The following is a 26,604-nucleotide window of genomic DNA, read 5'->3' as shown; positions in this document are numbered from 1 at the left end:
TCGTGGGCCATCGCGACGAGCGCCGATGGACCCGATTCACTACAGGGAAGTGAAACTACTTGACCGAACGCGCCGAAGGGAGCCCAATGAAGACCATCAAGGACAGCGTCCACGGCCACATCGAGGTCGGGGGGGTGGCGCGCGACCTGCTCGACACCGCCCTCGTCCAGCGCCTCCGACGCGTCCGCCAGCTCGGGACCGTCGACCTCGTCTACCCCTCGGCGAACCACACCCGCTTCGAACACAGTCTGGGGGTGTACCACCTCGCCGACCGCGCGCTCGGCCATCTCGGGATCGAAGGACGGGAAGCCGAACGGGTCCGGGCCGCCGCGTTGCTCCACGACGTCGGCCACAGCCCCTACAGCCACAACCTCGAAACCCTGGTCTACCGCCACACGGGCGCGGAGCACGACGACGTCGAGGAGCTCCTCGCGGGTGGCGAGGTCGCCGCGATCCTCGAAGCGCACGACCTCGACCCGAAGCGGATCGCGGGCCTCGTCGCGGGCGAGGGCCGGCTCGGCCAGCTGGTCTCGGGCGAACTCGACATCGACCGGATGGACTACCTCGTGCGCGACGCCCACCACACCGGGGTTCCCTACGGGACCATCGACCACGACCGTCTCGTTCGCGAACTCCGGTATCTCGACGGCGAACTCGTACTCGACGAGGGGAACGTCCAGACCGCGGAGTCGCTGCTGGTCGCGCGCGCGCTGATGAACCCGGTGGTCTACAGCCACCCGGTCGCCCGTATCGGGAAGGCGATGCTCCGGCGCGCGGCCGAGCGCCTGCTCGACGACGGGCTCGCCGCCGACGACCTCCGTCGGATGGACGACGCCGACCTCATCGTGGCGCTCAGGGACCACGAAGCGACCGCCGCCGACGCCGCCCGCCTCGACCGACGCGACCTCTACAAACGCGCGGTGTGGGCCGAGCTCCGGGACACCCCCGACGACCTCGTGGACGCCGACCACGACACCATCCGCGAGCGCGAACGCACCATCGCCGACCGGGCCGCGGTCGAGGCCGACGACGTGATCCTCGACGTGCCCTCGCGACCCGGCATGACCGAGTCCTCCTCGCGGGTGGTGGTGAGCGGCGAGATCCGCCCTCTGGGTCGGCAGTCGACGCTCGTCGAGGCGCTCGACGCCATCCAGCGCGACCAGTGGCGGCTCGGGGTCTACGCCCCCCACGACGCGGCCGAGCGCGTCGGCAACGCCACCGCCGCCGTCCTTGGGCTCGACATCGACGGCGCGCTGGTCTCGGACGTCCGCCCCGGAGTCCACACCACGCTCGACGAGTTCGCGGGGGAATAGCGACCCACTTTTTTACTTCGTCGGGTACGCTCACTCCGTTCGCGCACCGCTCCTCGCAAAAACCTGGACTAAAAAGAGCCGCTCGTTCGGCCTTTGGCCTCACTCACGGTACAACTCCTCACTCTCCCGCTCCGCCACCGTTCCGCGACGGCCACACGCCTCCCCAGCCGACTGCGCTCCTCGTTCGCTCGCTCACTGCGGTGCTCATCCCTCGCACGGGCGTTTCGCGCCGCCCGTCGGGCGGCGCGGAGGCCGCGCGCCGACCGTTTCAACCACAATCGAGACACACGACTCGTCCATCGACGGAGCCATTCAAGGCGACTCGCCACCGACCCCGACCATGGAGATCGAGGGCACGATACTCGCGGGTCACGACTTCGACCCGATCGAGGGACGGGTCGTGGTCGAGGACGGCCGGATCGAGGCGGTCGAGGAGGCAGCGACGGATTCCTCGCGGATCGTCTTCCCGGCGTTCGTCAACGCCCATACCCACATCGGCGACTCGATCGCGAAGGAGGCCGGCGGTGGGCTGAGCCTCGACGAGTTGGTCGCGCCGCCCGACGGCCTGAAACACCGCCTGCTCCGGGCGGCGAGCCGCGAGGACCTCGTCGCGGGGATGGAACGCACCATCGACTTCATGGTCGAGTCGGGGACCGGCGCGTTCTGTGAGTTCCGCGAGGGCGGTGTCGAGGGGGTTCGGGCCATCGAGGACGCGCTCGCGGACTCGCCCATCGACGCGACGGTCCTCGGTCGTGAGACCGTCGAGGCGATGGCGGTAGCGGACGGCTTCGGCGCGAGCGGCGCGCGCGACGCCGACTTCGAGGACGAGCGGTCGGCGACCCGGGAGGCGGGCAAGCTGTTCGGGATCCACGCCGGCGAGCGCGACGCTACCGACATCGAGCCCGCGCTCGCGCTCGACCCCGATTTTTTGGTTCACATGGTCTACGCCGAATCCCACCACCTCGACCGGCTCGCGGCGGAGGACATCCCGGTCGCGGTCTGCCCCCGCTCGAACCTCGTGACGGGCGTGGGATTCCCGCCCATCGAACGCCTCGCCGACCGCACGACGGTGGCGCTCGGGACCGACAACGCGATGTTGGACTCCCCGTCGATGTTCCGCGAGATGGAGTTCACCGCGAAGCTCACCGACTGCCGGGCGCGCGACGTGCTCCGGATGGCGACGGCCAACGGGGCCGACCTCCTCGGGCTCGATGCGGGCGTCGTTAAACCCGGACGCGAGGCACGGCTCTGCGTGCTCGACGGCGATTCGAACAACCTCGCGGGCGTGCAGGACCCGGTCCGAGGGGTGGTTCGACGGGCGGGTGTCGCCGATATCGAACGCGTCGTGCTACCCGAACGAACCACCGGGAACGATTAGACCGCGGGCCGCGAAGGGGAGAGGGAATCATGTACGACCGTATCCTCGTTCCGACCGACGGCTCGCCGGAAGTCGACCCCGTGGTCGAGCACGCCGTCGAACTCGCGCGGGTCCACGACGCCGAGCTCCACGCGATCTACGTCGTCAACACCGCCGGCTACGCCAGTCTGCCGGCCGACTCGGCGATCGAGGGGCTGGGGACGATGCTGAACGACCAGGGTGAGGGAGCGCTCGACCGCGTCGAGGAGCTCGCGAGCGGCGTGACGGTCGAGCGCGTGCTGGTCGAGGGCGCACCGAGCAAGCGGATCGTCGAGTACGCCGAGCGCGAGGGCTGTGACCTCGTCGTGATGGGCACCCACGGCCGCGGTGGCATCGACCGCCTGCTGCTCGGGAGCGTCGCCGAACGCGTCGTCCGCACCTCGTCGGTGCCCGTGCTCACGGTTCGTGTCGAGCGCGAGGAGGTGGACGACGCCGACGACTGACCCTGGGATCAGACTGGTCGGAGGTGTTCGCAGTCGCCCGCGTGAACCCGCCGTGTCCCCTCGTCGGTCTCGACCACGAGAGTCCCGGGGAGTTCGACGTCGACCGCCTCGCCGACGACCTCCCCGCCGGGCGTCTCGACCCTGACCCGTCGCCCGAGGGTGAGCGCGTGCTCGCGCCACTTCGAGAGCACCGTCTCCGGTTTCCCTCGGAGCGTGTCGAACCGTTCGAGGAGGCGCTGGACGAAAGCTCGGCGGTCGAGGTCGTCGGTGTGGGCCAGCAGTCCGGTTCCACCCGCGGGGAGGCCCTCGGCCCGGACGTTGACCCCGATACCGACGACCACCCACGAGACCCGGTCGGCCTCGCCCTCCATCTCGGTCAGGACCCCGACGAGTTTCTTCTCGCCTTCAGCAGTTGGAACGAGAACGTCGTCGGACTCCGTCCGACTGGCTCTCGTCTCGCTGGGGACGAGAACGTCGTTCGGCCACTTGATACCGGCATCGACGCCGAACTCGCAGGCGGTCTCGACGGCCGCGACCGCCGCCGCGAGGGTGAGGATCGGGACGTGGGCCGGCGGGAGGGCGGGCCGGCAGAGCACGCTACACCAGACCCCGCCCGGCGGCGAGGCCCACTCCCTGTCGAGCCGGCCGCGACCGCCGGTCTGTTCGTTCGCGACCACGACGCGGTCGGTCTCGCCCGCCTCGGCGAGTTCGCGTGCGCGGGCGTTGGTGCTCGGCAGGCTGTCGTGGTACTCGACCGCGAAGGGTGCATCGAGGCCGAACTCGATCGCGGGCCCGCCGTACTCCGGAACTCCGGTCAGTCGATAACCGCCGTCACTCTCGATGGAAAAGCCGGCTTCGCGGAGCGCCTCGATGTGTTTCCAGACGGCCGCGCGCGAGACCCCGAGGGAGGCCGCGAGCTCCGGGCCCGAGACTGGTTCGTCGGCGATGGCGTCGAGGACCTGGTGGCGAGTCTCCTGCATCGGTCCCTACTCGTCCGGCTCGTAGTCGTCGTGGATCCGGTCCATCCGGGCGGCCATGACGAAGTCGGTCTCGAAGAGGCCGTCGATCTTGTGAGTCCACATCTCGACCGTGACCTCACCGTACGAGAGGTGGATATCCGGGTGGTGCCACTCCTCCTCGGCGAGCTCGCCCACCTCGTAGGTGAACTCGAGCGCATCGCGGAAGTCCGCGAACTCGTAGGTGCCTTCGAGGTGGTGGTCGTCCACGACGTCCCAGACGTCGCCATCGATCCCCTCGGAGAACACTTCGAGTTCTTCGCCCGCCAACGGGTCGTCGTCGCTGGTGCAGGCGACGCATTCGCGCTCGGCGAGTTCGGTTTCGGCCATACTGAAGGATTGGCCAGCGATCGACTTGTACTCTCCCACTTTTTTCTGCGTCGGGTGCGCTTCGCGCACCGCTCCTTGAAAAACCTGGACTAAAAAGGGCCGCTCGTTCACCTTCGGCTCACTCACGGTACAACCACTATCACCTCCGCGACCGCAACCGCCCCGCACAGCACCGCACCGCCGAAGCCCTCGCCTGCGAGGCGCGAGCGAAGCGATGCGCCTCGATGCGAACGGGGAGTGGGGCATGGCCGACCGGAGGGAGGTGGTTCGAAAGACGCTTCGCGTCTTTCGTCACTGAGCGGAGCGAAGCTCCGCGAGGTCCAAAAGAGCCGAAGGCTCTTTTGAGGATCACGAGAGAGCTTCGCTCTCTCGAACGACCACGAGGCGAACGGCGACCGCAGGAAGCCGTGAACCAAGTGACACGTGAGCGCAGCGTGAGCGAACATCACTCCACCACCGGCTGTCGGCGATGTAGCCGCGGGATGGATGCGGTCGTGGGGCGGAGACGGGGCGATCCCACAACCCCGAGAGGTGAAGACGAGCCGCGCTCGGCGGAGCCACGTTTCCTGGTGGATGAAGGGCGAAGCACGCGAAGCGTGCTGAGGGCTTCGGCGGGGCGGCGGTCGTGCGGAGAACGGCGGCCGATCGCGGGGGGGTCGACCCGAGTCGGAAAAAGTGGGTTTTTATTCAGGCATCGGATAGGGGTGGGTATGAGCTTCGAGGAAGACGACGAGGTGGTCCTCCACGACGACCACAGCGAGTACGACGGCGAGACGGGCACGGTCACGCAGGTCATGGAGACGATGTTCGGCGACGCGACCTACACCGTGAACTTCGAGGAGGGCCAGGAATCGGGCGTCCCCGAGGACTCCCTGGAAGCCACCGAGGACTGAGAGCGTCCAGAGCCCGATCGAGAGATGGCCAGCGTTCCCTTCCACTACGTCGACCTTCGCGCCTTCTGCTACGCCACCGAGGACGAACTCCGGGTCGAGCGCGCGCTCCGGACCTTCCTGCCCGAGGGGTTCGAGGTCGAGCGCGTCGAGAACGAGGGCTTCCACGGCGACCGGATCCTGGTGCTCTCGGCGCGCGTCGAGAACGCCGACGCGGTGCGCCACGTGCTCGACGTCCTCGCCGACATCGACCTCGACGACATCGCGGCGGAGCTCGACGAACGGATCGACGACAACTGCTCGCTCTTCTTACGGCTCGACAAACAGGCCGCGTTCAAGGAGCAGGTGAAACGCGGCGAGGGGATCGAGCTCCGCGCGAAGGTCGAGGCCTACCCCGCGAAGAAGGAGCAGGCCGTCGAGAACGCGACCGACGCGCTCGAAGCGCGTTCGTAGCTCGTGGGCCCCTACGAGGCGGTCACCGCGTACCCGGCGGGCGAGAGCACGGCCGCCCGGTTCGCGCTGAGCGCCGCTGACCTGGGGTATTCGGGGGTCGTCGTTCGTAACGCGGCCGAAGCGATCCTCGACGGGGAGGGGCCGAGCCGCGAGACGATCGCCGACGAGTACGGCATCGACGTGGTTGATGGGATCGAGGTCCGGGAACGGGACCGGTCGGCGGCGAGCGCGCGGATCACGTCGGTCCGCGACGACCGGACCCTCGTGCTGGTTCGCGGGTCGCGCGACCTGAACCGGTTCGCGTGTGAAGAGCCCCGAGTCGACGTACTCTCACGGCCGATGGCCGACGGCGACGTGAACCACGTCCTCGCGCGGGCGGCGAAACGGAACGGCGTCCGGTTCGAGTTCGACCTCGGGCGGGTCTGCCGGCTCCACGGCGGCCGCCGCGTCCAGGCGCTCGCGGACCTCCGGAAGCTTCGGGAGATCGTCTTCCAGTACGACGCGCCCTACGTGGTGAGCGCCACGCCCGACAGCCACCTCGAACTCCGTGCGCCACGCGACCTCTACGCGCTCGGCGAGGTCATCGGGTTCGGTAGGGAGGCGATCGAGGCCGGGCTCGCGGAGTGGGGTCGGCTCGTGGACCGCAACCGCGAGGTCATGAGCGAGTCCTTCATTGAGCCGGGGGTCAGACGGGGCAGGTATGAAGAAGACCATCGAGGAACACGCTAGCCGGTTCGACGACCACGCCGCCGACTACGACGAGAGCCAGGACAGCGAGGCGTACCGCGCCGCCGCCTCGCTGGTGATCGACCACGCCGCGCCCGGGTCCGAGGACGTCGTGCTCGACCTCGGGATGGGGACCGGGGCGATCGGGCTCGCGCTCGCGCCCGACGCGAAGCGCGTCCTCGGTCGCGACATCTCGGCGGGGATGATGGACGAAGCTCGTCGAAAAGCCGACGAGGCGGGCATCGAGAACGTCGCGTTCGCGGAGGGACGCTTCCGGGAGCCGAACGTCGACGAGCCGGTCGACATCGTGGTCTCGAACTTCGCGATGCACCACCTCGCGAACGACGAGAAACGCGAGGCCATCGCCACCATCGGCGACCTCGGGCCGCGGAAGTTCGTGCTGGGCGACGTGATGTTCTTCGACGGCCCGGACCCCGACGAGCCGTTCTACTCGCCGGAGGTCGACGACCCCGCGACGGTCGGGGCGCTGGCCGACGCACTGACGGACGCGGGCTTCTCGCTCACGGCGGTCGAGCGCGTCCACGACCAGGTCGGCGTACTGGTGGCCGAGCGCGCCGGCGGACGGGAGGGGACGACCCGGCGGGAATGAAACACCTCCCGAAACACCTCCGACCCCGACGGCGATATCTCGGGGTCGCTATCGAGTCCTGGCCCGACGCTGGCTTCGGGCGGCGCGACCTTCAGCGCGAGTGCTGGTACGCCGCCCAGAACCTCCTCGGGGATCCGGGGGCTGCCGACGCCGACCTACAGGTGATCGACTTCTCGTTCGAGGAGGGGCGTGGCTGGGCGGTGGTGCGCGTCCGGCGGAGCGAGGTCGAGCGGGCACGGGCCGCGCTGGCGTGCGTCGATTCGGTCGACGGAGCGCCGGTAGCCCTCGAAATCATGGGAGCGAGCGGCACGATACGTGCCTGTGAAGAAAGGTATAAAGGTCGCGCGTTATTAAAAGCGGACAAGAGAAACGTCGCGTTCGCGGACGCACGGCGTCCCGCCTTCGTGCGGGGCGGACGAGTCGACGCCCGACTGGAAGACGGGTTCGTGGGGGCGACGTCACTCGATATCTGAAACTATGCAGGGACAAGCCCAACAGCAGGCCTACGACCGTGGGATAACGATCTTCTCACCGGACGGGCGGCTCTACCAGGTCGAGTACGCCCGCGAGGCGGTGAAACGCGGCACCGCGAGCATCGGCGTCAAGACCACCGATGGCGTGGTGTTCGCCGTCGACAAGCGCTACCAGTCGCCGCTGGTCGAGCGCGAGAGCGTCGAGAAGATCCACAAGGCCGACGACCACATCGGGATCGCCAGCGCGGGCCACGTCGCCGACGCCCGCCAGCTCATCGACTTCGCACGCCAGCAAGCCCAGATCAATCAGCTCCGCTACGGCGAGCAGATCGGTGTCGAGACCCTCACGAAGGACGTCACCGACCACATCCAGCAGTACACCCAGGTCGGCGGCGCGCGACCGTTCGGCGTCGCGCTGATCGTCGGCGGGATCGAGGACGGCGAACCCCGTCTCTTCGAGACCGACCCCTCGGGTGTCCCGAGCGAGTGGCAGGCCCTCGCGGTCGGGTCGGGCCGCTCCGAGATGCTCGAACACCTCGAAGACGAGTATCGCGAGGACATGGACCTCGATGGGGGCATCGGGCTCGCGCTCGAAACCCTCGCGGTCGCCGGCGAGGACGCCTTCGCCGCCGCCGAGATCGGCGTCGCCACCGTCGACGTCGAGACCGAGCAGTTCCGCGAGCTCCCCGACGACGAGATCGAGTCCTACCTCTCGGAGTACGACCTCCTCGAAACCGACGAGACCGACGAGGAGTAACGCCCGCACCCTCTTTCGCGGCGTCCCTCACACGACCGTGAGCCGCCGGCTTCCGTCGAGGGACCCGGCGAAGAGCGAAGCGACTTGTGCGTCCGGCCCGATACGTCGGGTATGATATCGCTTGACGAGGCGGTGACGGCACGCCTCGAATCCCACGGCGCGCGGTTCGAGGTGTTGGTCGACCCGGACGCGGCGCTCGCCATCAGGCGCGGCGAGTTCGAAGGCGAGCTGGAGGACGTGATCGCGGCCGAGGACGTCTTCGAGGACGCTTCGAGGGGCGATCGGCCCGCCGAGGCCGACGTCGAGGACGTCTTCGGCACCACTGAACCCCTCGACATCATCCCCGAGGTCATCCGCGAGGGCGAGATCCAGATCACGGCCGACCAGCGCCGCGAGATGCAAGAACAGAAGCGCCGCCAGCTCATCAACATCATCGCGCGGAACGCGATCAACCCCCAGATGGACGGCGCGCCCCACCCGCCCGACCGGATCGAGTCCGCGCTGGGGGAGACCGACTTCCGTATCGACCCGATGGACACGGTGGAGAACCAGGTCGACGACGCGCTCGACGCGCTCAGACCCGTGATCCCGATCCGGTTCGAGGAGGTCACGATGGCGGCCCAGATCCCCGCCGACCACGCCGGCAGCGCACAGGCCCAGATCCGCCAGTTCGGCGACCTGGTTCGCGAGGAGTGGCAGAACGACGGCTCGTGGATCGGAGTCGTCGAGTTCCCGGCGGGCCTCCAGAACGACTTCTACGAACTCGTGAGCGAACAGTCGGCGGGCGAGGGCGAGGTCAAGAAGATCCGCGACGAGGACGAAGTCCGGACGCAGTGAACAGCCCACGAAGGCGTCATCCTCTTACCACCGTCGCGTGAGGGTTCGGCATGACGAACGTACGCGGACCGGCGGCCGACCGAGCACCGCCGTCGAGTCCCCTCACGCGATGAATCGGGCGACCCGGATCGGGGTAGTCGTGGTCGTCGTGTTGCTGGCGAGTTCGGGCTGTCTCGCGCGCGGCCCGGCGGTCGACCTGAACACGACGGACTCGGTCGCGTTCGCGGGTACGTCGACGGGCGGGTCGTGGGCGGTCGGGCAGGTCCGTACCACGATAGCCCTCACCCCGAACGCGACCACGAACGGGGTGAACCAACTCAACGTGGTCGTCGACGGCGAGACGTTCCATCGGACCGCGCTCGACAGCGGCGAGACGAGCGCCTCGGTCGTCCTCCCCACGAACGGCACCGCCACGCTGGTCGCCGTCAACACGGTCAACGGCACGGTGGTCGAGACCCGCACCGCGACCGTCAGGTCGAACCGGGTGGTCTGAGCCCGTGCACAAACTCACGAAGTGGGTGCTCGTCGACGGGCACCGGCTCGTCGTCTCGGTGCTGGTGGCCGTCCTCACCTTCCTCGTGACGTTCTGGCTGACGAGCATCGGGCTGGTCACGTTCCGACCGGCGGGCACCGTCGCGACGATGTTCGGCAGTGGGGTGATCTCCGGGGTGTTCTCGTTGATCACCATCACGCTGACCGTCAACCAGCTGGTGCTCTCGCGGGTGTTCGGTACGGTCGACGGCCTCACCGACCGGCTCGACGGCACCCTCGACTTCCGGCACACCGTCGAGGAGGTCGCGGGACGGACCGAGAGCCCGAACGACCCCGCGGAGTTCCTCTCGCTCATCGGCGAGACGATCGACGACCGCGCGGGCAGGCTCGACGACGAACTCGACGGCTCCGACGACGAGTATCTCGCGGACCTCCGGTCGTACGCCGACCGGCTCACGGACGTCGGGGGAACCGGCGACACGATGCGGGTCGTCTCGATGCTGCTCGGGCCGGCCTACGCCCAGCTCCTGACCGCGACGGATGCACGCGCCCGCAACGACGAGTATTCCGAGGACGCGACCGAGGAGCTCGACGCGGTTCGTGACCTCCTGAAGGCGGTCGCGGTGGCCAGACAGTTCTTCAAGACCATCGCGATCCAGCAGGACCTCGCGGAGCTCTCGCGTCGCCTGGTCTACCTCGGGATCCCGGTGCTCCTCGTCTCGTTCTACGTCACGACGACCTACACCACACTGCCGAGTTCGATGGTCGCCGAGCCGCTCCTGCCGCTGGTGGTCTCCGCGGCTGTCGCCGTCGTCCTCCTCCCGCTCGCGGTCCTCCTGAGCCACATGGTGCGCCTCGCCACCATCGCGCGGTACACCGTCTCGGTCGGCCCGTTCGTCCCTCCGGAAGAACGGAACTGAACACCCCCGGTCGGGTCCGTGTGCGTTCCGGACAGGCCCGGGATTGAAGGCGTTCGGCCACGTAACTCGGGACGATCGACGCGACGCGTCGACCGAACGACATGAAGGCCATCATCGCAAAGCGGGTCGACTCCGGGAGCGCCGACATCGGTGAGATACGGGACCTCGCGCGAGCCGCGGGCTACGAGGTCGTCGGAACGCTCACCCAGACCAGAACCGAGGACGCCGCGTTGCACCTCGGGGAGGGGAAGGTCGGCGAACTCGCCACGCTCGTCGCCGACACCGGCGCGAGCACGGTGATCTTCGACAATCGACTCGGCCCGTACCAGACCTACAATCTGGGACGGAAACTCCCGACCGACACGACGGTGATGGACCGCTTTCGCTTGATCCTCGAGATCTTCGGTCAGCGCGCCCGAACGAAGAAAGCCCAGCTCCAGGTCGAACTCGCCGAGCTCCGGTACGAACTCCCGCGGGTCGAGGCGAAGGTCAGTCTCGCACGGCGCGAGGAGCGCCCGGGGTTCATGGGGCTCGGGGAGTACGACGAGTCGCGCGAACAGGACATCAAAGCCCAGATCAGTGCGATCAGCGACGAGCTGGAGACGATCGAGGTGACCGAGGAACACCGCCGGGAACAGCGCCGGGAGTCGGGTTTCGACCTCGTGGCGCTCGCGGGCTACACCAACGCCGGGAAGTCGAGCCTCCTCCGGCGGCTGGCGGCGGACGTCGAGGTCGACGAGAACGAGGGGCTCCACCCGGACCTCGACCCCACCGCCGAATCCCAGGACAAACTGTTCACCACGCTCGGCACCACCACCCGCCGCGCCGCGATGGACAGACCCGTCCTCGTCACCGATACGGTCGGCTTCATCTCGGACCTGCCCCACTGGCTCGTCGAGTCGTTCAAGTCCACCCTCGATTCGGTCTACCGTGCCGACCTCGTGCTCCTCGTGGTCGACGCGAGCGAGTCGGTCGAGCGGATGCGCGAGAAACTCGTCACCGCCCACGACACGCTCTACGAACGGAACGAGGCCCCGATCGTCACCGTACTCAACAAGACCGACCTGGTCGACGAGGCGAAACTCCAGGAGAAACGCGAGGCGCTCTCGACGCTCGCGCCGAACCCGGTGGCCGTGAGCGCCGCCGCGGGCACAGACATCGAGACGCTCGTCGAGCGGATCGAGGAGGGGCTCCCGGCCTACGAGCGCGAACGGCTCGTCATGCCGATGGCCGACGACACGATGGGCGTGGTCTCGTGGATCCACGACCACGCCGAGGTCGAGGACGTGACCTACACCGACGCCGGCGACCAGGTCACGGTGTCGTTCGCAGCGCGGCCGTCGGTGGTCGAACGCTCGCGCGACAAGGCCGCCGCCCTCGCCGTCCCGGTCGAGTCATAGCTCGCGTTTCGTCTTCTCGACGACCCGTACGTCTTCGATGGCGGTATCCGGATACTCGCCAGCCTCGTCCTTCTCGGCGGCCTTCGTCATGTCCCAGACCGTGTTCAATCCTGTCGTCACGCCCTGCAGCGCCTCCATCTCACAGCCGGTCTTTCCAACGGTTTCGACCGCGACGGTCAGCGTCACGCGGTCGTCCGCAACCTCGAACTCGGTTTCGACGTTCGTGATCGGGATCTGGTGACAGAGCGGGATCGTCTCCCAGGTGTGTTTCACGGCGTCGATGGCGGCGATCCGCGCGGTCGTGAGCACGTCCCCCTTCTCGATCTCGTCGGCGCGGACCGCCGCGACCGTGGACTCGCGCAGGTGGATCGTCCCCCGTGCGACCGCCCGCCGGGCGGTGTCGGGCTTCGCGCCGACGTCGACCATCGCCGCGTCGCCCTCGCTCGTGGTGTGGGTCAACCGGTCCGTTCGCTCGTCGCGCTCGGCGTCGGTCATCGCTCGACCCGCATCGCCTCGGGGATGGCATCGAGGAGCTCCGAGGCGAGCAGCCTGCTCCCGCGGTCGAGCGCCTCCGCGGCCCGACCGTTGACGTAGGGGGCGACACAGGCCGCGTCGAACGCCTCGCGGGTGCCGAGCTGGGCGGCCGTGATCCCCGCGAGCAGGTCGCCGGTACCGCCGACGGTCATCCCCGGGGTTCCGACGCGCGAGATCCGGGTTCGCTCGCCGTCGCTGACCACGTCGTCCTTCGCCTTCGCGAGCACGATGTGACCGAGGTCGGCGGCGAAGGCCTCGATCTCGTCGGCGTGGGCCGCGAGGTCGTCGACGTCCGGCCCGCCCATCTCGGCGAGTTCGTGGCGGTTCGGCGTGCAGACGAGGGTCGCGTCGGTGTCGACCTCGGGGACGACCGAGAGCGCGTCGGCGTCGACGACCGCGCGGCCGTCGAATCCCGAGAGGAACTGCTCGACCGCGTCGAGGGTCTCGTCCGCGGTGCCGAGACCCGGACCGAGCACCACGATGTCGTCGTGGCGGGTCGCGGTGTCGAGGAGGTCGTCGACCTGGTCCGGCCCCAGCTGGGGTGCGTCGTAGGGCTGGACGATGAGGTCCTCGGCGTAGCCCGCGATCGGCTCGAAGACCCGCTCGGGAACCGAGACGAAGGCTAGATCCGCCCCCGCCCGGAGCGACGACTGCGCGGCGAGCGCCGGCGCGCCGGTGTAGGGCCCGCCGCCGATGACCATCACCCGGCCCGAATCGCCTTTTCGTGCGTGGGGATCCGTCTCGACCGCGAGGTCGCCCGGCCCGACGAACCGCTCGGCGGCGGCCGGGATCCCGATGTCTTCGACCCGAACGTCGGCATCCAGCGAATCGAGCCCGGGCTTCGAATCGTGGAACGTCACCACGTGGTCGGCGTCGACGGCTTTCGAACTGTGCTCCCCGGTGTCGGCGTCCACACCGGAGGGGACGTCGACCGAGAGTACCGTCGCGCCGGACTCGTTCATCTCCCGAGCCGCGGTGGCCTCGGGTTCGCGGAGGTCGCCCGTTATTCCTGTGCCGAGCATCGCGTCGACCACGAGGTCGGGATCCCCGAGGTCGATAGCTTGTGAATCCTGCACTTCCTCGGTGTCGTACTTGGCTTCGACGAGCGCGTCCCAGTTCTCGCGGGCGATGTCGGTCGAGATGGTCTCGGCGCGACCGAGCAACAGCGTGTGGGTGTCGAACGCGTCGAGAAAGCGGGCCGCGACGAGCGCGTCGCCGCCGTTGTTGCCGCGCCCGGCGACGATCGTGACTCGGGATCCGGGATCGACGAGGTCCCGTACGGTGCGCGCGACGGCGTTGCCGCTCGACTCCATCAGCTGTTTCCGTGGCACGCCGAGCGCCGCGGCGTTCGCGTCGACGGCGGCCATCCGATCGGTCGTGATCATGGCCGTTCGTCCGGGGGCCGGCGAATTAAGCGTGCGGGACTATCGGTCTATCTCGAACCCCGACTCGCCCTCGGGCTCCCCGTAGTCGGCCTCGACCGATTCGACCGCGGCCGCCGGGCTGCCGGTGTGGCACCACTCGACCAGCTCCTCGACGCTCTCCTCGTCGCCCTCGAAGACCGCCTCGACCCGGCCGTCGTCGAGGTTCTTCACCCAGCCGTCGAGCCCCGCCTCGCGTGCGGCATCGCGGGTGTTCGCACGGTAGGCGACGCCCTGGACGGTTCCCGAGACGAAGACGTGTGCGCGAACGCGGTCGGTCATGGCTGCACGCAGGGCCACGCGGGTGAAAAGTCCGCCGACCGGTCAGCCGAGGTCGGGGCCGTTGGCCCGGAGGTAGTGGAAGACGTGGGTCTGGACGTAGCCCGCGTACCGACCGCCGAACCGCTCGCGGATGGCCCGCGAGGTCTCGGTGTACGAACCGCGGTCGCAGTCGGGGTAGTGTTCGGCGATGGCCGTCTGGATCCAGGTGTCGAGCGGGACGGCTTCGAGGTAGCCGAGCGAGAAGAGGAGGATGCAGTCGGCCACCTTGTCGCCGACGCCCATGAACCCCTTCAGGAACTCGCGGGCGGCCTCGTACTCGCGCCCGCGGGCGTCGGTGGGATCGAGTTCGCCGTCCGCGACGAGCCGCGCGCTTTCGGCGACGTAGGGGGCCCGATAGCCGAGCGAACAGTCGCGGAGGTCGTCCACGGTCGCGGCCGCGAGCTGGTCGGGGGTCGGGAAGGCGTGGTAGGTCTCGCCGTCGAATTGTATAGGAGATCCGAACCGCTCGGCCATCGTGCGCTGCATCGTGTGGATGCGCTTGACCCGCATCTGAGCCGAGCAGATGAAGGCGATCAGCGTCGGAAACGGCGGGTCGCGGACGATACGCAGGCCGTCGTAGGCGTCGAACGCCGTCTCGATGAGCGGGTCGTCGGGGACCCCGTCCTGAATCGCGGGGAGGTCGTCGTCGAGCCGGAGGAGGTGGGTGAGATGGTCGGTGGCATCGGTGCTCGACTCCCACTCCAGCCGGCCGTCGGTCTGTCGAACCCGAACCACCTCGTAGTCGCCGGCGAAGTCCGGGGGCAGGACGGTGGTGTACCACGCTGACCCGCGGGCGACCCCCGATTCGTCGTACATTCGGCCGTCGGCGCGGTCCCAGAAACACGACTGCCCGGATTCGAGGGTGGCCTGGAGGTCGACCCCGCCGGCGAGCGAATCGACCTCGATCGTCCCGGTTTCCATCGCTGGACCTCGACCAGCGGGGGGGTTGGCGCTTTCGACTCGGGGCGACCAAATGTTGATAGCCGCAGCCGGCGAAGGTCTCACCATGGACTGTCGAGTCGTCGTCGAGGCGGCCATCCCGGTGTACGACGTCGAGACGCCGGACGAGGCGATGCGGATCGCCATCTCGAAGACCGGTGGGATGCTCAACCCCGACCTCAGCTACGTCGAGATCGAGGCGGGGACGCGGACCACGCCCGGCGGCGAGGAGCTCCCGCCCGCGTTCGTAGTCGCCGACGAGGCGCTGGTGGCGCTCGAACTCGAGATGACCGTCTTCAACGTCGAACGCGAGGAACACGCGAGCCGGATCGCCCGGAAGGAGATCGGCCAGCGCCTCGAGAACATCCCGCTCGACGTGCTCTCGGTCGAGGTGCTCGACGACTCGGACGGTAGTGATTCGGAAGAAGACGACTCAAAAGGGGACGATTCGGCGACGGACGGCGGTATGCTCCCCGACTTCGACGAGCTCCTCGACGGGTGAGGGCGACGCTGGCGCTCGGCGGTGAACGAGCGGCAGAACCGGCGCGGGTCGTCAGTCGGCGGCCGCGGGGACCGTCTCGGTCTCTTCGCTGTGTCGCATGTCCGCGGTTATCCCGTCGGCGAGTGCGAAAACAGCGGCCTTGTGGTCGGTCTTCGACTTGTGGATCGAGGTCGGCCGGACCCCGAGCGATTCGTAGGACTCGTACTCGACCGAAGTCCCGGTTCGTGCTTCATGGTGTTTGCGTACCTCTGCAAGCAGGCCGTGGAGGTGAATGAGCTCCTGCTTTTTCATGGGCGAGTACGCCTAACGACTGGAGGGTAATAGTAGTATCCTGACGCGCGTTAACACACTACTCTGTAAAAAAACCCCGTATCGGGGCGGCTACGGCGGTTCCTCACGAACGATCCGCTCTGATCGGGTCGTGGCGGGGGAAGGTCGACGAGGGACGTACCGGGACCGGTCGGGTCGAACGTGGTCGATGGAGGGGGCTACTCGAACTGTCGGAGTGTCGTGAGGTCGCGGTCGGTCCGCATGAACTCGGTGAGCCGATAGCTCGCGTGGCAGTTGGGGCAGTGAAAGACCGCGTCGCTCGCGGGGAGGTCGCGCGGCGCGGACCGCCAGTGTTTGGCACACTCCGGACACAACAGTTGGACGGCTGCTTCGTCCATGCCGCTCTCTGACGACCGAGACCGACAAAAAAGTTCGTGTGGTTTCGGGTGACGGTTCGTCGGCTGTTCAGGCCGCCATGACGTCGCCTTCGGCTTCGAGGAGCTCCTTGTACCGGTTTCGGATGGTTACCTCGCTGATGTCGGCGACTTCGCTGACCGCACCCTGGGTGACCTTCTCGTTGGTGAGCAGCGCGGCGGCGTAGACCGCAGCGGCCGCGAGACCCACGGGGCTCTTGCCGCTGATGATACCCTCGTCCTTCGCGGTCTCGAGGAGCTGGCGCGCGCGGCGCTCGGACTCCTCCGAGAGGTCGAGGTCGGAGGCGAACCGCGGGACGTAGCTTGCGGGGTCGGCGGGCTGGATCTCGAGCCCCAGCTCGCGGACGACGTAGCGGTAGGTACGGGTGAGTTCCATCTTTCCAACCCTGGAGACGGTCGCGATCTCGTCGAGGCTCCGCGGGGTGCCGGCCTGACGCGCGGCGGCGTAGAGCGCGCTGGTCGAGACGCCCTCGATCGAGCGGCCAGGAAGGAGGTCCTCGTCGAGCGCCCGACGATAGATCACCGAGGCGGTCTCGCGAACGGAGTCCGGGAGGCCGAGCGCGCTCGCCATCCGGTCGATCTCGCCGAGGGCCTGTTTGAGGTTGCGCTCCTTCGAGTCGCGGGTGCGGAACCGCTCGTTCCAGGTCCGCAGCCGCTGCATCTTCTGGCGCTGGCGCGAACTCAGGGCGTTGCCGTAGGCGTCCTTGTTCTGCCAGCCGATGTTCGTGGACAGCCCCTTGTCGTGCATCATGTTCGTCGTCGGCGCGCCCACGCGCGACTTCTGGTCGCGCTCGGCCGAGTCGAACGCCCGCCACTCGGGGCCACGGTCGATCTCGTCGGTCTCGACGACGAGCCCGCAGTCCGTACAGACCGTCTCGCCGTGTTCGGTGTCGGCGGCGAGCCGGCCGCCGCACTCGGGACAGGCGAGTTCGTCCTCGGACGCTTCCTGCTCGTCGATCTCCTCTTCGGTCTGCTCTCGTTCCTTCTCGTTGATCCGGGTTGTAGTGTCGCTCATTGTTGGATAGGCACTCTGATACGGTGCTCTGTGTGGGGTACTCTGTGGACGGTCCCAGAACTCGGTGCTTGACAGCACGTTAGTCCGTAAAGAACTTAAAGGTACCGATAATCGAGCGCCGAGATCGGGCGTCTCACGGCCTCAGAGCAGCGGTGAGAGCGGGGGCATATATCACCTCGTTAATCGGGATGTTTTTAGGGTGGATCGTCGTGCCGGTACGCCGCCGTCGCGGCCGGGTTCAGTCCCACGTCACCCAGGTCAGGAAGGCGACTCCGGCGAACTCCAGCACCCGGAGCGCCAGCATGGCCTCCTGGGCGAGCGGCGGGACGAGCGACGGGTCGGTCACCCACGCGGTGAGACCGTGATGGAAGACGAAGAAGTAGATCGCCAGCGCGTTCTCGGCGAGGAGCAACACGGCGAAGACGAGGAGGCCGAGGGTGTGCTTCGAGCGGAATCGGAGGTAGTTCCGGCCCCAGATGTAGGCGAGAACGAGGAGGAAGAGCACGTTGAGCGCGCTGAAGACGCGCATGCCGTCGATCAGAACCGCCATCTATTCACCTCTAACTCACAGCCTCGCATATACTCTTTCCCAAATCGGGCCATACTCAATCCACCTGTTCGATGATGTCCTCGATTGTCTCCCAGTGGTGGCGCGCCTGGTCCGTCGGGAGGTAGACCGCGCCGTAGTCGTCGCCACTGTTTTCGAGAACGTTGTTGTCGACCAGCACGTCGAGGTGGTGTCTAACCGTCTTGTAATCGAGGTCTAGGTCCCCGGCGAGCTGGTTGGCGTTGCGTGGGCGCTGATCGAGCGCCTTGAGGATCCGCACGCGGTTCGTGCCACCGCGGGTGCCGGTCAGCACGTACCACAGCACGGCCTCCATCGAACGGAACTGACACACCCAGCCCTTGTAAGCACACCGACCGCCGAAGGCGGTTCAGACCGTGAAGAGGTCGCCCTCGTCCGGCACCGAGAACACGCCGAGGCGCGCGCCGGCGTCGAGCCAGCCGTGGCCGTAGGAGAACGCCGCGAGCGCGTTCACGGGGTCGCCCGATTCGCGGAAGTGGCGGCCATCCTCGAGATACGACCGCGCCATCTCCTCGTAGTCGGCGGCGACACCGGCCAGCGGGGTTCCCGCCGGCGGCGCAGTGCTCGCGGCGTCGAGCGCCTCGGCGAGGAGTCGTTCGTAGCGGTCGGTCTTCTCCGCGAGGTCTGCGGGCATGCGAGTCGAAGAGCCGAGACCCACCTAAACGCTTCGAGCCCGGAGTCCACAAGCTAATTACTTCCGCGGACCCTACAGGAGGTATGTCCGAAACCCAGGAGCCGGAACACCGCCGGCTGGTCATCACCGGGTCGGGGATCGCGGGGCTGACCGCCGCGATCTACGCCGCCCGCTCGAACAACGACCCACTGGTGCTCGAAGGCGACGAGCCCGGTGGCCAGCTCACCCTCACCACCGACGTCGCCAACTATCCCGGTTTCCCCGACGGTATCGGCGGCTCGGAGCTCGTCCAGCGGATGAAGACCCAGGCCAAGAACTTCGGGGCCGACGTCCGCCACGGCGTCGTCGAGGACGTCGACGACTCGGGTCGGCCGTTCGAACTCACCCTGAACAGTGGGGAGTCGCTCATCGCCGACGCGGTCATCGTCGCCAGCGGTGCCAGCGCACGCACCCTCGGCGTCCCCGGCGAGGACGACCTCATGGGCTACGGCGTCTCGACCTGTGCGACCTGCGACGGCGCGTTCTTCCGCGACGAGGAGATGGTCGTCGTCGGCGGTGGCGACGCCGCCATGGAGGAGGCCAGCTTCCTCACGAAGTTCGCCTCCAAAGTCCACCTGATCCACCGCCGCGAGGCCTTCCGCGCCGAGGACTACTGGATCGATAGGCTAGAAGAGCACGTCGAGGCTGGCGAGGTCGAGGTCAGAAAGAACACCGAACTCGACGAGATCCACGGCACCCCCGAAGGCGGGATCGACGGTGTCTCGCTTCTCACTCACCCCGACGGGCGTCCGAGCGAGAAACGCGACGACCCGGATACTGAAAAATACGACCTCGACGTCGGCGCGGTGTTCCTCGCCATCGGTCACACCCCAAACACCAGCTACCTCCAGGGAACGGGCGTCGAGATGGACGCCACGGGCTATCTCCACACCGAGGGCGGCACCGGCGGCGGTCAGACCCGAACCGGCGTTCCCGGCATCTTCGGCGCGGGCGACGTCGTCGACTCGCACTACCAGCAGGCCGTCACCGCCGGCGGCATGGGTGCGAAGGCCGCACTCGACGCCGACGACTATCTCGAAACCCACGACGAACCCGCACCGGAAGCGGAAGCCGCGTTCGCCGACGACGACTGACGGCCCTTCACTGCGGCCCTGGTTTCAGCCAACCGCGTAGCGACACACCACTCCACCGTTCCGATGGTCGATGCTGTCGAATTCGAGACGGCCGTCGATGGAACCCGAGCCAGTGGCGAGCGTCGGGGTGGCGCGGCTGCCGTCTCGGCCTCGGAACGTTCCCCCACGGTATCGTCGCCGGTCGGCCACTGGGTTGATTCGACTACTTCCGGAAGTGGTCGAGGGTCTCGTCGGTGGTCTGGTTGCGCGCACCGATGTCCGCGATGGTTTCGGCGACCGTCGCGCCACGTTGGCCCGCGATCGTCATCTCGCCGTCGTAGTTGTGAACGTAGGTGTTCCGAACCGGGAAGGCGTGGATCCGTTCGATGTACTCCGGCTGCCGCTCCTCGGTTCGGGTGTACGCCGACGAGTCGAAGAAGCGTTCGAGCGCGAGTCGGTCGTCGAACGCGATGTCGAGCGCTGCCTGATACTGTTTTTCGGGTGGTGCGTCGTGAGAGACGTTCGGTGCCGGCGGCTGGTCGATAGAGTTGTCGTACCCCTCGATCAGGTGACTCCGGAGGCGAAGCAGGTCGTCGCTTTCGGCCAGTGATGGCACGAACTCCTCGGCGATGTACTCGTGGAATTGCTCGATGGACGTCCCCTCGTTCTTCCGGAAGAGGACGTGCAACGATTCGTAGTCGTCGTCGCCGTTCGGAGCCGGGTCTCGCCGGTGATCGACGTGGGTCGTCGAGTTCCCGTCGATGGTTTCGTAGCCGATGGTCTCCTCGAAGGCGTTCTGTTCGTCGACCATCAGCACATCGCCGTTCTCGACCCACGCCTCCCGTTCGTCCATCGATTCGAACGCCAGCACGGCAACGCCATCGATCTGCTCGTCGGCCTCGATCTCGCGGCTGACGCCCGGTGTCGAGGGCCAGAGCCGTCCCTCGTCGTGGGCGAGGTGGTATTGAATATACTGGTGGAGCCCGGGGAGGCGAGCACCAGCGGTCCGTGGGCGTCCTTCCAGTGGTCGTCGAACAGTTCCTGGGAGACGCTCCGGCGTCGCTTCAGCGGCGTGTAGAACAGCGTCTCGATCGCCTCGTCGCGGTCGGAGTGATTTGGTTCGGGCATGATATGGTTGGTTATCAATTCCGTCCGAGTTCGCGCCTCGAACGGGTTCGAGACGTGATGGAACTTCCACCCATCTCGTGAATCGGAGTTCGTTCTCTACCCGAATGTATTCGTGTTCGGTATAGCACGAACCGGTGTTCAACCCGATCCGTCCGCTACTCACTCCCGATGATAGTACTCTCATCACCGCGACCGGACAGGAGCAAAGAAGAGTGACGAGCACCGCGAAAAAGCTCGGGGCGTTCGTCTTGACGACGCTGTTCTTCGGGACCCAGTTCGTGGGTGTCCGGGCGGCGGTTGGCCCGGTCCCACCCGCGTTCTACGCCGCGCTCCGATTCGATATCGGGGCCATCCTGCTCCTCGGCGTTGTCGCCCTGTCGAACGATCGAGTGGTGCCACAGAGCCGAAACGACCTCTACGGGATCGGTGCGTTCGGACTGTTCATCGTGGCTTTGGAGAACCTATTGCTGTTCTCGGGCCAACAGACGGTTTCGGCGGGCTTCGCCGCGATCCTCTTCAGTTTCATGGCGATCTTCGCGCCCGTCTACTCGTACTTCCTGCTGGCGAACGAGCGACTCTCGCCGAGCGGTTGGCTCGGCGTCGCGGTTGGGTTGGTCGGCGTGGTAGTCGTCGTCGACCCGAACCCGTCGAACCTGCTCGGTGGGGATGCGACCGGGCAGGCGCTCGTCTTGGGTGCGGCGGCCGTAACCTCGCTGGGCAGCGTGCTCCTCAAACGAGCCGAACCCGATTCCGGGTCGATCACAGTCGCCCTCTGGGGGATGGTGCTCGGCGCGGTCTTGCTCCACGGTGCGAGCCTCCTGTTGAGCGAACCGGCAGGGTCGATCGCTTGGACGGGGTCACGATTGACCGCAGTGCTCTATGTCGGGATCTTCTCGACCGGACTCGGGTATCCATGTTACCTCTGGCTCATCGATACGATCGGACCGGTTCGGACGAACCTCCTCACCTACCTGAACCCGGTCGTCGCGGCGGTCGTGGGATGGCTACTTTTGAACGAGCAGGTGACCCCGACGACGCTCGCCGGGTTCGTCGTCATAGTTTTGGGATTCCTGCTGATCGAGTGGCGCACGCTGACTGGGAGCCTCGGTCCCCGAACGCTCCTCGGGCGGAACAGTCGAGAGGCCACCGGTCCACCGTCGTCGGAGAGTCAAGATGATTGACCGTGGCGACGGATGCAGCGTCAGGTGTATCCCCGTGATTCACCACTACTCAGTATGCAGGAACTCGGTATCACGCTGACCCACGACCGAGGGGTGAATCCGGTGGTGGATCTCTTCATCGAGAATCCGGAGGCGGTCGCCACGTCGGAGACGATCCGCCGAACGGACGACGGTCTCTGGTTCGTCGATCGGGTCACTGGTCCGCAGTCGGCGATGGACGCGCTCGACGAGGTGTACAGTACGACCGACCACGGCGATCGGTGTGTGACTGCCCACGACGACTGTGCTGGCGCGTGGGAGTACGATGTTCTCGAACGGGGCCCAACGAATCGAACGATCAGCACCTACGCCACCGAACCCGGCGCGTGTCACACGGTGTTGGATATCGCCGCGTCGACGCTCGACTCGAACGTGCTGTTCGACACGCTGCGCCGTGGGAACCGGACCGAGTGGCGACTCCTGATCCAAGCCGAGGAAGAACTCGGCGAGTTGTACGAGAAACTCGACGATCGGGTTTCGAGCGGCGTCTCCCTCCAGTTCGACAGGCTCCAGCGTCCCACCGACCGGAGTGACGGTGGGGTCACGACAACCGGCCTCCCGTACGAACAGCGTGCGGCGCTCGAAGCCGCTGTCGCCGCGGGGTACTACGAAACCCCGCGTGAGACCCATCTTTCGGACCTCGCGGCCGAAACGGAGATCCCGGAATCGACGCTTCGATATCGCCTTCGACGGGCCGAGGCATGGCTAGCGACCGAAGTCTTCGATGCCAGCGACCCGTCGGAGCGGTCTCCAGTGAACGAAACGGAACTCGCACGAACTGAGAGCTGAGACCGAAACATCTCGGTGTTCGCCCATCGCGCTCGTCCATCGATCGCGATGGATTTCCTCGACGCGCAGGACGGATTCACCCGACCGCGTAGCGACACAGCACGCCGTCGTCGAGTTGCTCGACGCCATCGAGTTCGAGTGGGGGGAAATCGTCGACGAAGCCGTCCCCGTCGGCGAGGGTCGGGGCGTCGCGGCCGCCGATGACCAGCGAGCCGAGAAAGACCGAGAGTTCGTCGACCAGGCCCGCCTCGAACACGGAGAACAGGACCTCGCCGCCGCCCTCGATCATCAGTCGGTCGATCCCCTCGGCTTCGAGCGCCGCGAACCCCGACGTGAGATCTACTCGGTCGTCGCCGACCTCGACGAGGTGCGCGCCGGCCTCACGGAGCGCCGATCGGCGGTCCTCGGGGGCCGCCTCGCCGACGAGCACGTGGGTCGAGGCCTCGCTGTCGAGGATCCGGCTCTCGGGCGGCGTGCGCGCGCGTGTGTCGACCACGACCCGCGCGGGGTGCTCGGGGTCGCCGCGCGCGCGCCGTTCGTCGCGCAGGTCGGGGTCCTCGACGGTCAGATGAGGGTCGTCGGCGAGCACCGTGCCGACCCCGACGAGCACCGCGTCGCACGACGCTCGCAGGGCGTCCACTCTCGCGAAGTCCTCGGGCCCGCTGATCACGACCTGCTCGCGTCGGCGCGAGGAGAGCTTCCCGTCGGCGCTCATCGCCGCGTTGGCCACGACGTGCATGGGACGAGTAGCCCGCGACGGCGAAAGCCGCTTTCGGTGGCCGGAGCTATCGCTTGCCGGTGACCACCGTCACGGCGGCGTCCTGGACGAGCGGTTCGTCGAACGCGTCGAGCCGCGCACGGAGGGCCGCCTCGAACGCCCCTTTCTCGTCCCCGACGGTGGCCGGCGAGCAAAAGGAGAGCGAGAAAAGGTAGCCGACGACCGAATCGACGTCCCAGGTGCGCTCGAACTCGAAGGTCGCGGTCTCGACTCCGGTGAATCCGAACGTCGCGACGAGTTCGTCCCAGGGGTCGTCGTACTCGATCGGGCCGGTTCGGTCGGGGAGGTCCTCGATGTACTCGCCGACGTGGACGTAGACCACGTCCTGCCAGTCCTTGGTCCCTCTCGTGATCCACTCGCGGTTGGTGAGGAGCGCGACACCGCCCCCGGGGTCGGTGAGCTCGTGGACCCGTTCGAGGGTTCGCGCTTGGTCCATCCAGTGAAACGAGCGCCCCATCGTGACGAGATCGAAGGGGCCCTCGACCCCCGTCAGTTCGGCGTCCGAGCCGACGACCCACTCCAGGTTCTCCCGTCCAGCGCGGCGAGCGCGCGCATCGGCCTCCCGGAGCATCACCGGGTTCGGGTCCATCCCGAGGACCGATCCGGCGTGTGACGCGACCGGGACCGCGACCTGACCGGCCCCGCAACCGAGGTCGAGCACGCGCGACCCGTCGTCGAGGTCGAATCGATGTCGGAGGTACTCGACGGCGGACTCGCCGTAGCCCGGCCGGTGGTCGGCGTAGTACGCCTCGGTGCTCGCGAACGGGGTCGTGGAGTCGTTCGGGGGCACAGTTCGAACCCGTACCGACCCTGGGCGCACCAATCCATCGGATCGGTTCCCCTCCATCGCGGGCGTGGCAAACGCTACCGAGCGTTTCCAATGGCTTAAGGGTCCATGTCACCTATCGGGACGTATGAGCGAAGGATCCGGACGAAAGAACCTCCGAATGCCGGACGACAACCAGGTGTTCGGTGTCGTCACCGAGCACAACGGTGGCAACCACGTCCGCGTACGGTGTATGGACGGGAGAGAGCGCATGGGGCGGATCCCCGGTCGAATGAAGTATCGGGTCTGGATCAACGAGGGCGACGTCGTGATCATCGAACCCTGGGACTGGCAGGACGAGAAGGGCACGATCGAGTGGCGCTACGAGGACCAGGACGCCGACCAGCTCCGGCGCGAAGGCCACATCGAGTAATCAGTCGCTCTCCCGTCCCGAACGATCAGTTTTCGAGCGTTTCGCTCGCGTTGTCGCGTGGCCGATAGCCGATGGTGCGCTGGGTCTCGGTCAGCGAGAGGTAGCGGTCGTCGTTGCGCGAGATCCCGTGGACCACCAGCGGTTCGTCCGGGACCTCGGCGGTGGCGGCGGACTCGAAGACGTCCCGACAGTCGCGGTGGCTGAGCCACATCGCGCGCCCGAACCGAGCGGCGTCCTCGGGGTAGTCGCTGTCCGCGGTCTCTTGGGACTCGTCGAGTTCGTCCTCGGTCATCAGCCAGCCGATACGAACGCTGACGGCCTCGATGTCGTAGCGTTTCGAGAAGAAGTCGCCGAGCGCCTCGCCCGCGACCTTCGAGACGCCGTAGTAGGAGTCAGGCCGGCCAGCGGTCTCGGGGTAGACCGTGGGCGCGTCGGCGGCCATCGTCTCGGGTTCGGCGGTGTCGGAGGTGTCGTCCATGTTGACGGCGTGGTTCGAGCTCGCGAACACCACCCGGTCGAGGTCGTTCTCGATCGCGGCGTGGTAGGCGTTGTAGACCCCGTCGATGTTGGGGTCCTTCAGGTCGTCCCACTCGGCGTAGGGCGAGGGATTGCCCGCGAGGTGGATCAGGACGTCTTGGCCGTCGAGCGCCTCGACGAACGCCTCGCGGTCGGTGATGTCACAGACGACCGACTCCAGGTCGTCCGCTTCCTCGAAGGTGAGCGGCGTGACCTCGTGGTCGTCGAACCCCTCAACGAGGACTCGCCCAACGTTGCCCGCCGCACCGGTAATAGCGATCTTCGTCATCGTGCGCCCATTCTTGCGGGGAGTACATAGGGGTTGGCGACGACTTGGCAAGGCATTCATACGAGACCAGGTAGGGTTTTCATCCCCGGTGCGCAAGAGGGGGTATGAACTGCGTACTGGTGGGGTACGGTCGCGTCGGGATCCGAACCGCACAGATCCTCGACACGGAGGGCCACGAGGTGACCGTCGTCGAGAACGACCCCGAGAAGGTCGAACGGGCTCGCGGGGCGGGGCTCGACGTGATCGAGGGCGACGGGGCCTCGGAGGCGGTGCTCGAATCGGCCGACCTCGAAACCGCGGACGCGGTCGGCGGCCTCACCGGCGACCCCGAGGTCAACTTCGAGGTCTGTCGGGTGGGCAACGACCACGGCTGTCGCACCGTCCTCCGGATCAGCGACGAGTTCACCGAGGACGTCTACCGCAAGTACAGCGAGGGCGTCGACGAGATCATCTACCCCGAGCAGCTCGGCGCGGCCGGGGCGAAGACCGCACTGCTCGGCGGCGATTTCAGTGTGCTCGCCGACGTCACCGAGCACCTCTCGGCGATCGTGCTCGTCGTCCCCGAGGACTCCCCGGTGGTTGGCGAGCGCGTCGTGGCGCTCGAGATCCCCGACGACGCTCGCATCTACGCCCACGGTCGCGCGGGCGAGCCGATGACGATCCCGCTGCCGAGGACCGAAGTCGAGCCCGGCGACCGGCTGGCGCTGATGGCCGAACCGGACGTCGTCTCGGCGGTCCGCGACCAGGTCCACGGGACGGCCGACGCCTGAGACGGCGGCGCGGCTCGGACGGTCGATATCAAGGTGGAGGAACCCCGGAAGTGGAGGAAGGGGAGAGGGG

The 26,604-nt window shown here is 67.4% G+C and carries 35 protein-coding genes; 19 read left to right on the top strand and 16 right to left on the bottom strand.

Features of this window, described 5'->3' with window-relative positions:
• Positions 1–86 precede the first annotated feature (86 nt).
• From D3261_RS05280 to D3261_RS05270, 3 genes are all read left to right on the top strand, one after another.
• Positions 87–1,313 carry an HD domain-containing protein gene (locus D3261_RS05280; protein WP_120069883.1) on the top strand — a complete coding sequence of 409 codons (1,227 nt, stop codon included), beginning with the start codon at positions 87–89 and terminating at the stop codon, positions 1,311–1,313.
• Positions 1,314–1,653: 340 nt separating this feature from the next.
• Entirely contained in the window at positions 1,654–2,691 is a 1,038-nt protein-coding gene (locus D3261_RS05275; RefSeq protein WP_120069881.1) for an amidohydrolase family protein, read from the top strand.
• Positions 2,692–2,720: 29 nt separating this feature from the next.
• Positions 2,721–3,173 carry a universal stress protein gene (locus D3261_RS05270; RefSeq protein WP_120069878.1) on the top strand — a complete coding sequence of 151 codons (453 nt, stop codon included), beginning with the start codon at positions 2,721–2,723 and terminating at the stop codon, positions 3,171–3,173.
• 8 nt (positions 3,174–3,181) lie between these two features.
• Here the strand turns inward: D3261_RS05270 and D3261_RS05265 are convergent, their stop codons facing one another.
• Both D3261_RS05265 and D3261_RS05260 read right to left on the bottom strand, forming a co-directional pair.
• A complete protein-coding gene (locus D3261_RS05265) occupies positions 3,182–4,153 on the bottom strand; it encodes a biotin--[acetyl-CoA-carboxylase] ligase (protein ID WP_120069875.1) in 972 nt (323 codons plus the stop codon).
• Positions 4,154–4,159: 6 nt separating this feature from the next.
• Positions 4,160–4,519, bottom strand: a complete 360-nt coding sequence (locus D3261_RS05260) for a 4a-hydroxytetrahydrobiopterin dehydratase (RefSeq protein ID WP_120069873.1) — start codon at positions 4,517–4,519, stop codon at positions 4,160–4,162.
• Positions 4,520–5,229: 710 nt separating this feature from the next.
• On the opposite strand from D3261_RS05260, the gene D3261_RS05255 reads away from it, so the two are divergent.
• From D3261_RS05255 to hflX, 10 genes are all read left to right on the top strand, one after another.
• The gene (locus D3261_RS05255; protein ID WP_007692052.1) at positions 5,230–5,412 is read left to right on the top strand and encodes a hypothetical protein; all 183 of its coding nucleotides are present in this window, start codon (positions 5,230–5,232) and stop codon (positions 5,410–5,412) included.
• A 24-nt stretch (positions 5,413–5,436) separates the two neighbouring features.
• Entirely contained in the window at positions 5,437–5,862 is a 426-nt protein-coding gene (locus tag D3261_RS05250) for an RNA-binding protein (RefSeq protein ID WP_120069870.1), read from the top strand.
• A gap of 3 nt (positions 5,863–5,865) precedes the next feature.
• A complete protein-coding gene (locus tag D3261_RS05245) occupies positions 5,866–6,591 on the top strand; it encodes an RNase P subunit p30 family protein (RefSeq protein WP_120069867.1) in 726 nt (241 codons plus the stop codon).
• Positions 6,563–7,198 (top strand): class I SAM-dependent methyltransferase, encoded by a 636-nt coding sequence (locus D3261_RS05240; RefSeq protein WP_120069865.1) that lies wholly within the window; start codon positions 6,563–6,565, stop codon positions 7,196–7,198. Before D3261_RS05245 ends, D3261_RS05240 begins: the two co-directional genes overlap by 29 nt.
• A complete protein-coding gene (locus D3261_RS05235; RefSeq protein ID WP_120069862.1) occupies positions 7,195–7,671 on the top strand; it encodes an Rpp14/Pop5 family protein in 477 nt (158 codons plus the stop codon). Before D3261_RS05240 ends, D3261_RS05235 begins: the two co-directional genes overlap by 4 nt.
• Before the next feature lie 4 nt (positions 7,672–7,675).
• The gene (gene psmA / locus D3261_RS05230; RefSeq protein WP_120069860.1) at positions 7,676–8,428 is read left to right on the top strand and encodes an archaeal proteasome endopeptidase complex subunit alpha; all 753 of its coding nucleotides are present in this window, start codon (positions 7,676–7,678) and stop codon (positions 8,426–8,428) included.
• Between the two features lie 111 nt (positions 8,429–8,539).
• Positions 8,540–9,265, top strand: a complete 726-nt coding sequence (locus D3261_RS05225) for a ribosome assembly factor SBDS (protein WP_120069858.1) — start codon at positions 8,540–8,542, stop codon at positions 9,263–9,265.
• 109 nt (positions 9,266–9,374) lie between these two features.
• The gene (locus D3261_RS05220) at positions 9,375–9,758 is read left to right on the top strand and encodes a hypothetical protein (protein WP_120069855.1); all 384 of its coding nucleotides are present in this window, start codon (positions 9,375–9,377) and stop codon (positions 9,756–9,758) included.
• A gap of 4 nt (positions 9,759–9,762) precedes the next feature.
• Entirely contained in the window at positions 9,763–10,677 is a 915-nt protein-coding gene (locus D3261_RS05215) for a hypothetical protein (protein ID WP_120069853.1), read from the top strand.
• 101 nt (positions 10,678–10,778) lie between these two features.
• Positions 10,779–12,077, top strand: a complete 1,299-nt coding sequence (gene hflX, locus D3261_RS05210; protein WP_120069850.1) for a GTPase HflX — start codon at positions 10,779–10,781, stop codon at positions 12,075–12,077.
• Here the strand turns inward: hflX and moaC are convergent.
• The 4 genes from moaC to D3261_RS05190 are packed head-to-tail and all read right to left on the bottom strand — an operon-like array spanning position 12,072 to position 15,274.
• Positions 12,072–12,572 carry a cyclic pyranopterin monophosphate synthase MoaC gene (moaC, locus tag D3261_RS05205; RefSeq protein ID WP_120069847.1) on the bottom strand — a complete coding sequence of 167 codons (501 nt, stop codon included), beginning with the start codon at positions 12,570–12,572 and terminating at the stop codon, positions 12,072–12,074. The two genes, hflX and moaC, sit on opposite strands and share 6 nt — an antisense overlap.
• Positions 12,569–13,996: an NAD(P)H-hydrate dehydratase gene (locus D3261_RS05200; RefSeq protein ID WP_120069844.1), complete on the bottom strand. Its 1,428-nt coding sequence runs from the start codon at positions 13,994–13,996 to the stop codon at positions 12,569–12,571. Before D3261_RS05200 ends, moaC begins: the two co-directional genes overlap by 4 nt.
• Before the next feature lie 39 nt (positions 13,997–14,035).
• Positions 14,036–14,314: an acylphosphatase gene (locus D3261_RS05195; protein ID WP_120069841.1), complete on the bottom strand. Its 279-nt coding sequence runs from the start codon at positions 14,312–14,314 to the stop codon at positions 14,036–14,038.
• Positions 14,315–14,356: 42 nt separating this feature from the next.
• Entirely contained in the window at positions 14,357–15,274 is a 918-nt protein-coding gene (locus tag D3261_RS05190; RefSeq protein WP_120069839.1) for a DNA-3-methyladenine glycosylase, read from the bottom strand.
• Positions 15,275–15,359: 85 nt separating this feature from the next.
• On the opposite strand from D3261_RS05190, the gene D3261_RS05185 reads away from it, so the two are divergent.
• A complete protein-coding gene (locus D3261_RS05185; RefSeq protein WP_120070194.1) occupies positions 15,360–15,794 on the top strand; it encodes a DUF555 domain-containing protein in 435 nt (144 codons plus the stop codon).
• A gap of 51 nt (positions 15,795–15,845) precedes the next feature.
• On the opposite strand, the gene D3261_RS05180 is transcribed toward D3261_RS05185, so the two are convergent.
• From D3261_RS05180 to D3261_RS05155, 6 genes are all read right to left on the bottom strand, one after another.
• On the bottom strand, positions 15,846–16,085 hold the full coding sequence (locus D3261_RS05180) for a UPF0058 family protein (protein WP_007692035.1): 240 nt from the start codon (positions 16,083–16,085) through the stop codon (positions 15,846–15,848).
• Positions 16,086–16,282: 197 nt separating this feature from the next.
• Complete coding sequence (locus D3261_RS05175) at positions 16,283–16,462, bottom strand: hypothetical protein (protein ID WP_120069837.1); 180 nt, start codon at positions 16,460–16,462, stop codon at positions 16,283–16,285.
• 67 nt (positions 16,463–16,529) lie between these two features.
• The gene (locus D3261_RS05170; RefSeq protein ID WP_120069834.1) at positions 16,530–17,513 is read right to left on the bottom strand and encodes a transcription initiation factor IIB family protein; all 984 of its coding nucleotides are present in this window, start codon (positions 17,511–17,513) and stop codon (positions 16,530–16,532) included.
• A 238-nt stretch (positions 17,514–17,751) separates the two neighbouring features.
• Complete coding sequence (locus tag D3261_RS05165; protein WP_120069831.1) at positions 17,752–18,063, bottom strand: hypothetical protein; 312 nt, start codon at positions 18,061–18,063, stop codon at positions 17,752–17,754.
• Between the two features lie 55 nt (positions 18,064–18,118).
• On the bottom strand, positions 18,119–18,394 hold the full coding sequence (locus D3261_RS05160) for a winged helix-turn-helix domain-containing protein (RefSeq protein ID WP_120069829.1): 276 nt from the start codon (positions 18,392–18,394) through the stop codon (positions 18,119–18,121).
• A 54-nt stretch (positions 18,395–18,448) separates the two neighbouring features.
• Entirely contained in the window at positions 18,449–18,733 is a 285-nt protein-coding gene (locus tag D3261_RS05155; RefSeq protein WP_120069827.1) for a DUF357 domain-containing protein, read from the bottom strand.
• A gap of 83 nt (positions 18,734–18,816) precedes the next feature.
• On the opposite strand from D3261_RS05155, the gene D3261_RS05150 reads away from it, so the two are divergent.
• Entirely contained in the window at positions 18,817–19,866 is a 1,050-nt protein-coding gene (locus D3261_RS05150) for an NAD(P)/FAD-dependent oxidoreductase (protein WP_120069824.1), read from the top strand.
• 202 nt (positions 19,867–20,068) lie between these two features.
• Here the strand turns inward: D3261_RS05150 and D3261_RS05145 are convergent, their stop codons facing one another.
• Entirely contained in the window at positions 20,069–20,698 is a 630-nt protein-coding gene (locus D3261_RS05145; RefSeq protein WP_147464930.1) for a hypothetical protein, read from the bottom strand.
• Positions 20,699–21,185: 487 nt separating this feature from the next.
• On the opposite strand from D3261_RS05145, the gene D3261_RS05140 reads away from it, so the two are divergent.
• Positions 21,186–22,154, top strand: a complete 969-nt coding sequence (locus tag D3261_RS05140; RefSeq protein ID WP_158589356.1) for a DMT family transporter — start codon at positions 21,186–21,188, stop codon at positions 22,152–22,154.
• Between the two features lie 54 nt (positions 22,155–22,208).
• Positions 22,209–22,982 (top strand): helix-turn-helix domain-containing protein, encoded by a 774-nt coding sequence (locus D3261_RS05135; protein ID WP_158589355.1) that lies wholly within the window; start codon positions 22,209–22,211, stop codon positions 22,980–22,982.
• Between the two features lie 76 nt (positions 22,983–23,058).
• Here the strand turns inward: D3261_RS05135 and D3261_RS05130 are convergent, their stop codons facing one another.
• A complete protein-coding gene (locus D3261_RS05130; RefSeq protein ID WP_120069813.1) occupies positions 23,059–23,721 on the bottom strand; it encodes a 2,5-diamino-6-(ribosylamino)-4(3H)-pyrimidinone 5'-phosphate reductase in 663 nt (220 codons plus the stop codon).
• Between the two features lie 46 nt (positions 23,722–23,767).
• Entirely contained in the window at positions 23,768–24,550 is a 783-nt protein-coding gene (locus tag D3261_RS05125; protein ID WP_233553895.1) for a class I SAM-dependent methyltransferase, read from the bottom strand.
• Positions 24,551–24,674: 124 nt separating this feature from the next.
• Here D3261_RS05125 and D3261_RS05120 point away from each other — a divergent pair, with 124 nt between their 5' ends.
• Positions 24,675–24,959 (top strand): translation initiation factor eIF-1A, encoded by a 285-nt coding sequence (locus D3261_RS05120; protein ID WP_120069811.1) that lies wholly within the window; start codon positions 24,675–24,677, stop codon positions 24,957–24,959.
• Positions 24,960–24,984: 25 nt separating this feature from the next.
• Here the strand turns inward: D3261_RS05120 and D3261_RS05115 are convergent, their stop codons facing one another.
• Entirely contained in the window at positions 24,985–25,764 is a 780-nt protein-coding gene (locus D3261_RS05115) for an NAD(P)-dependent oxidoreductase (RefSeq protein ID WP_120069808.1), read from the bottom strand.
• Positions 25,765–25,868: 104 nt separating this feature from the next.
• Between D3261_RS05115 and D3261_RS05110 the strand changes: the two genes are divergently transcribed.
• Positions 25,869–26,534, top strand: coding sequence for a TrkA family potassium uptake protein (locus D3261_RS05110; protein WP_120069806.1), 666 nt, complete (start codon positions 25,869–25,871; stop codon positions 26,532–26,534).
• Positions 26,535–26,604: the final 70 nt, after the last annotated feature.

This window comes from Halococcus sp. IIIV-5B, assembly GCF_003602035.1.
Classification (GTDB): domain Archaea; phylum Halobacteriota; class Halobacteria; order Halobacteriales; family Halococcaceae; genus Halococcus; species Halococcus salsus.
The sequence above is the reverse complement of the archived record's forward strand: the minus strand, read 5'-3'. Positions and strand labels throughout refer to the sequence as shown.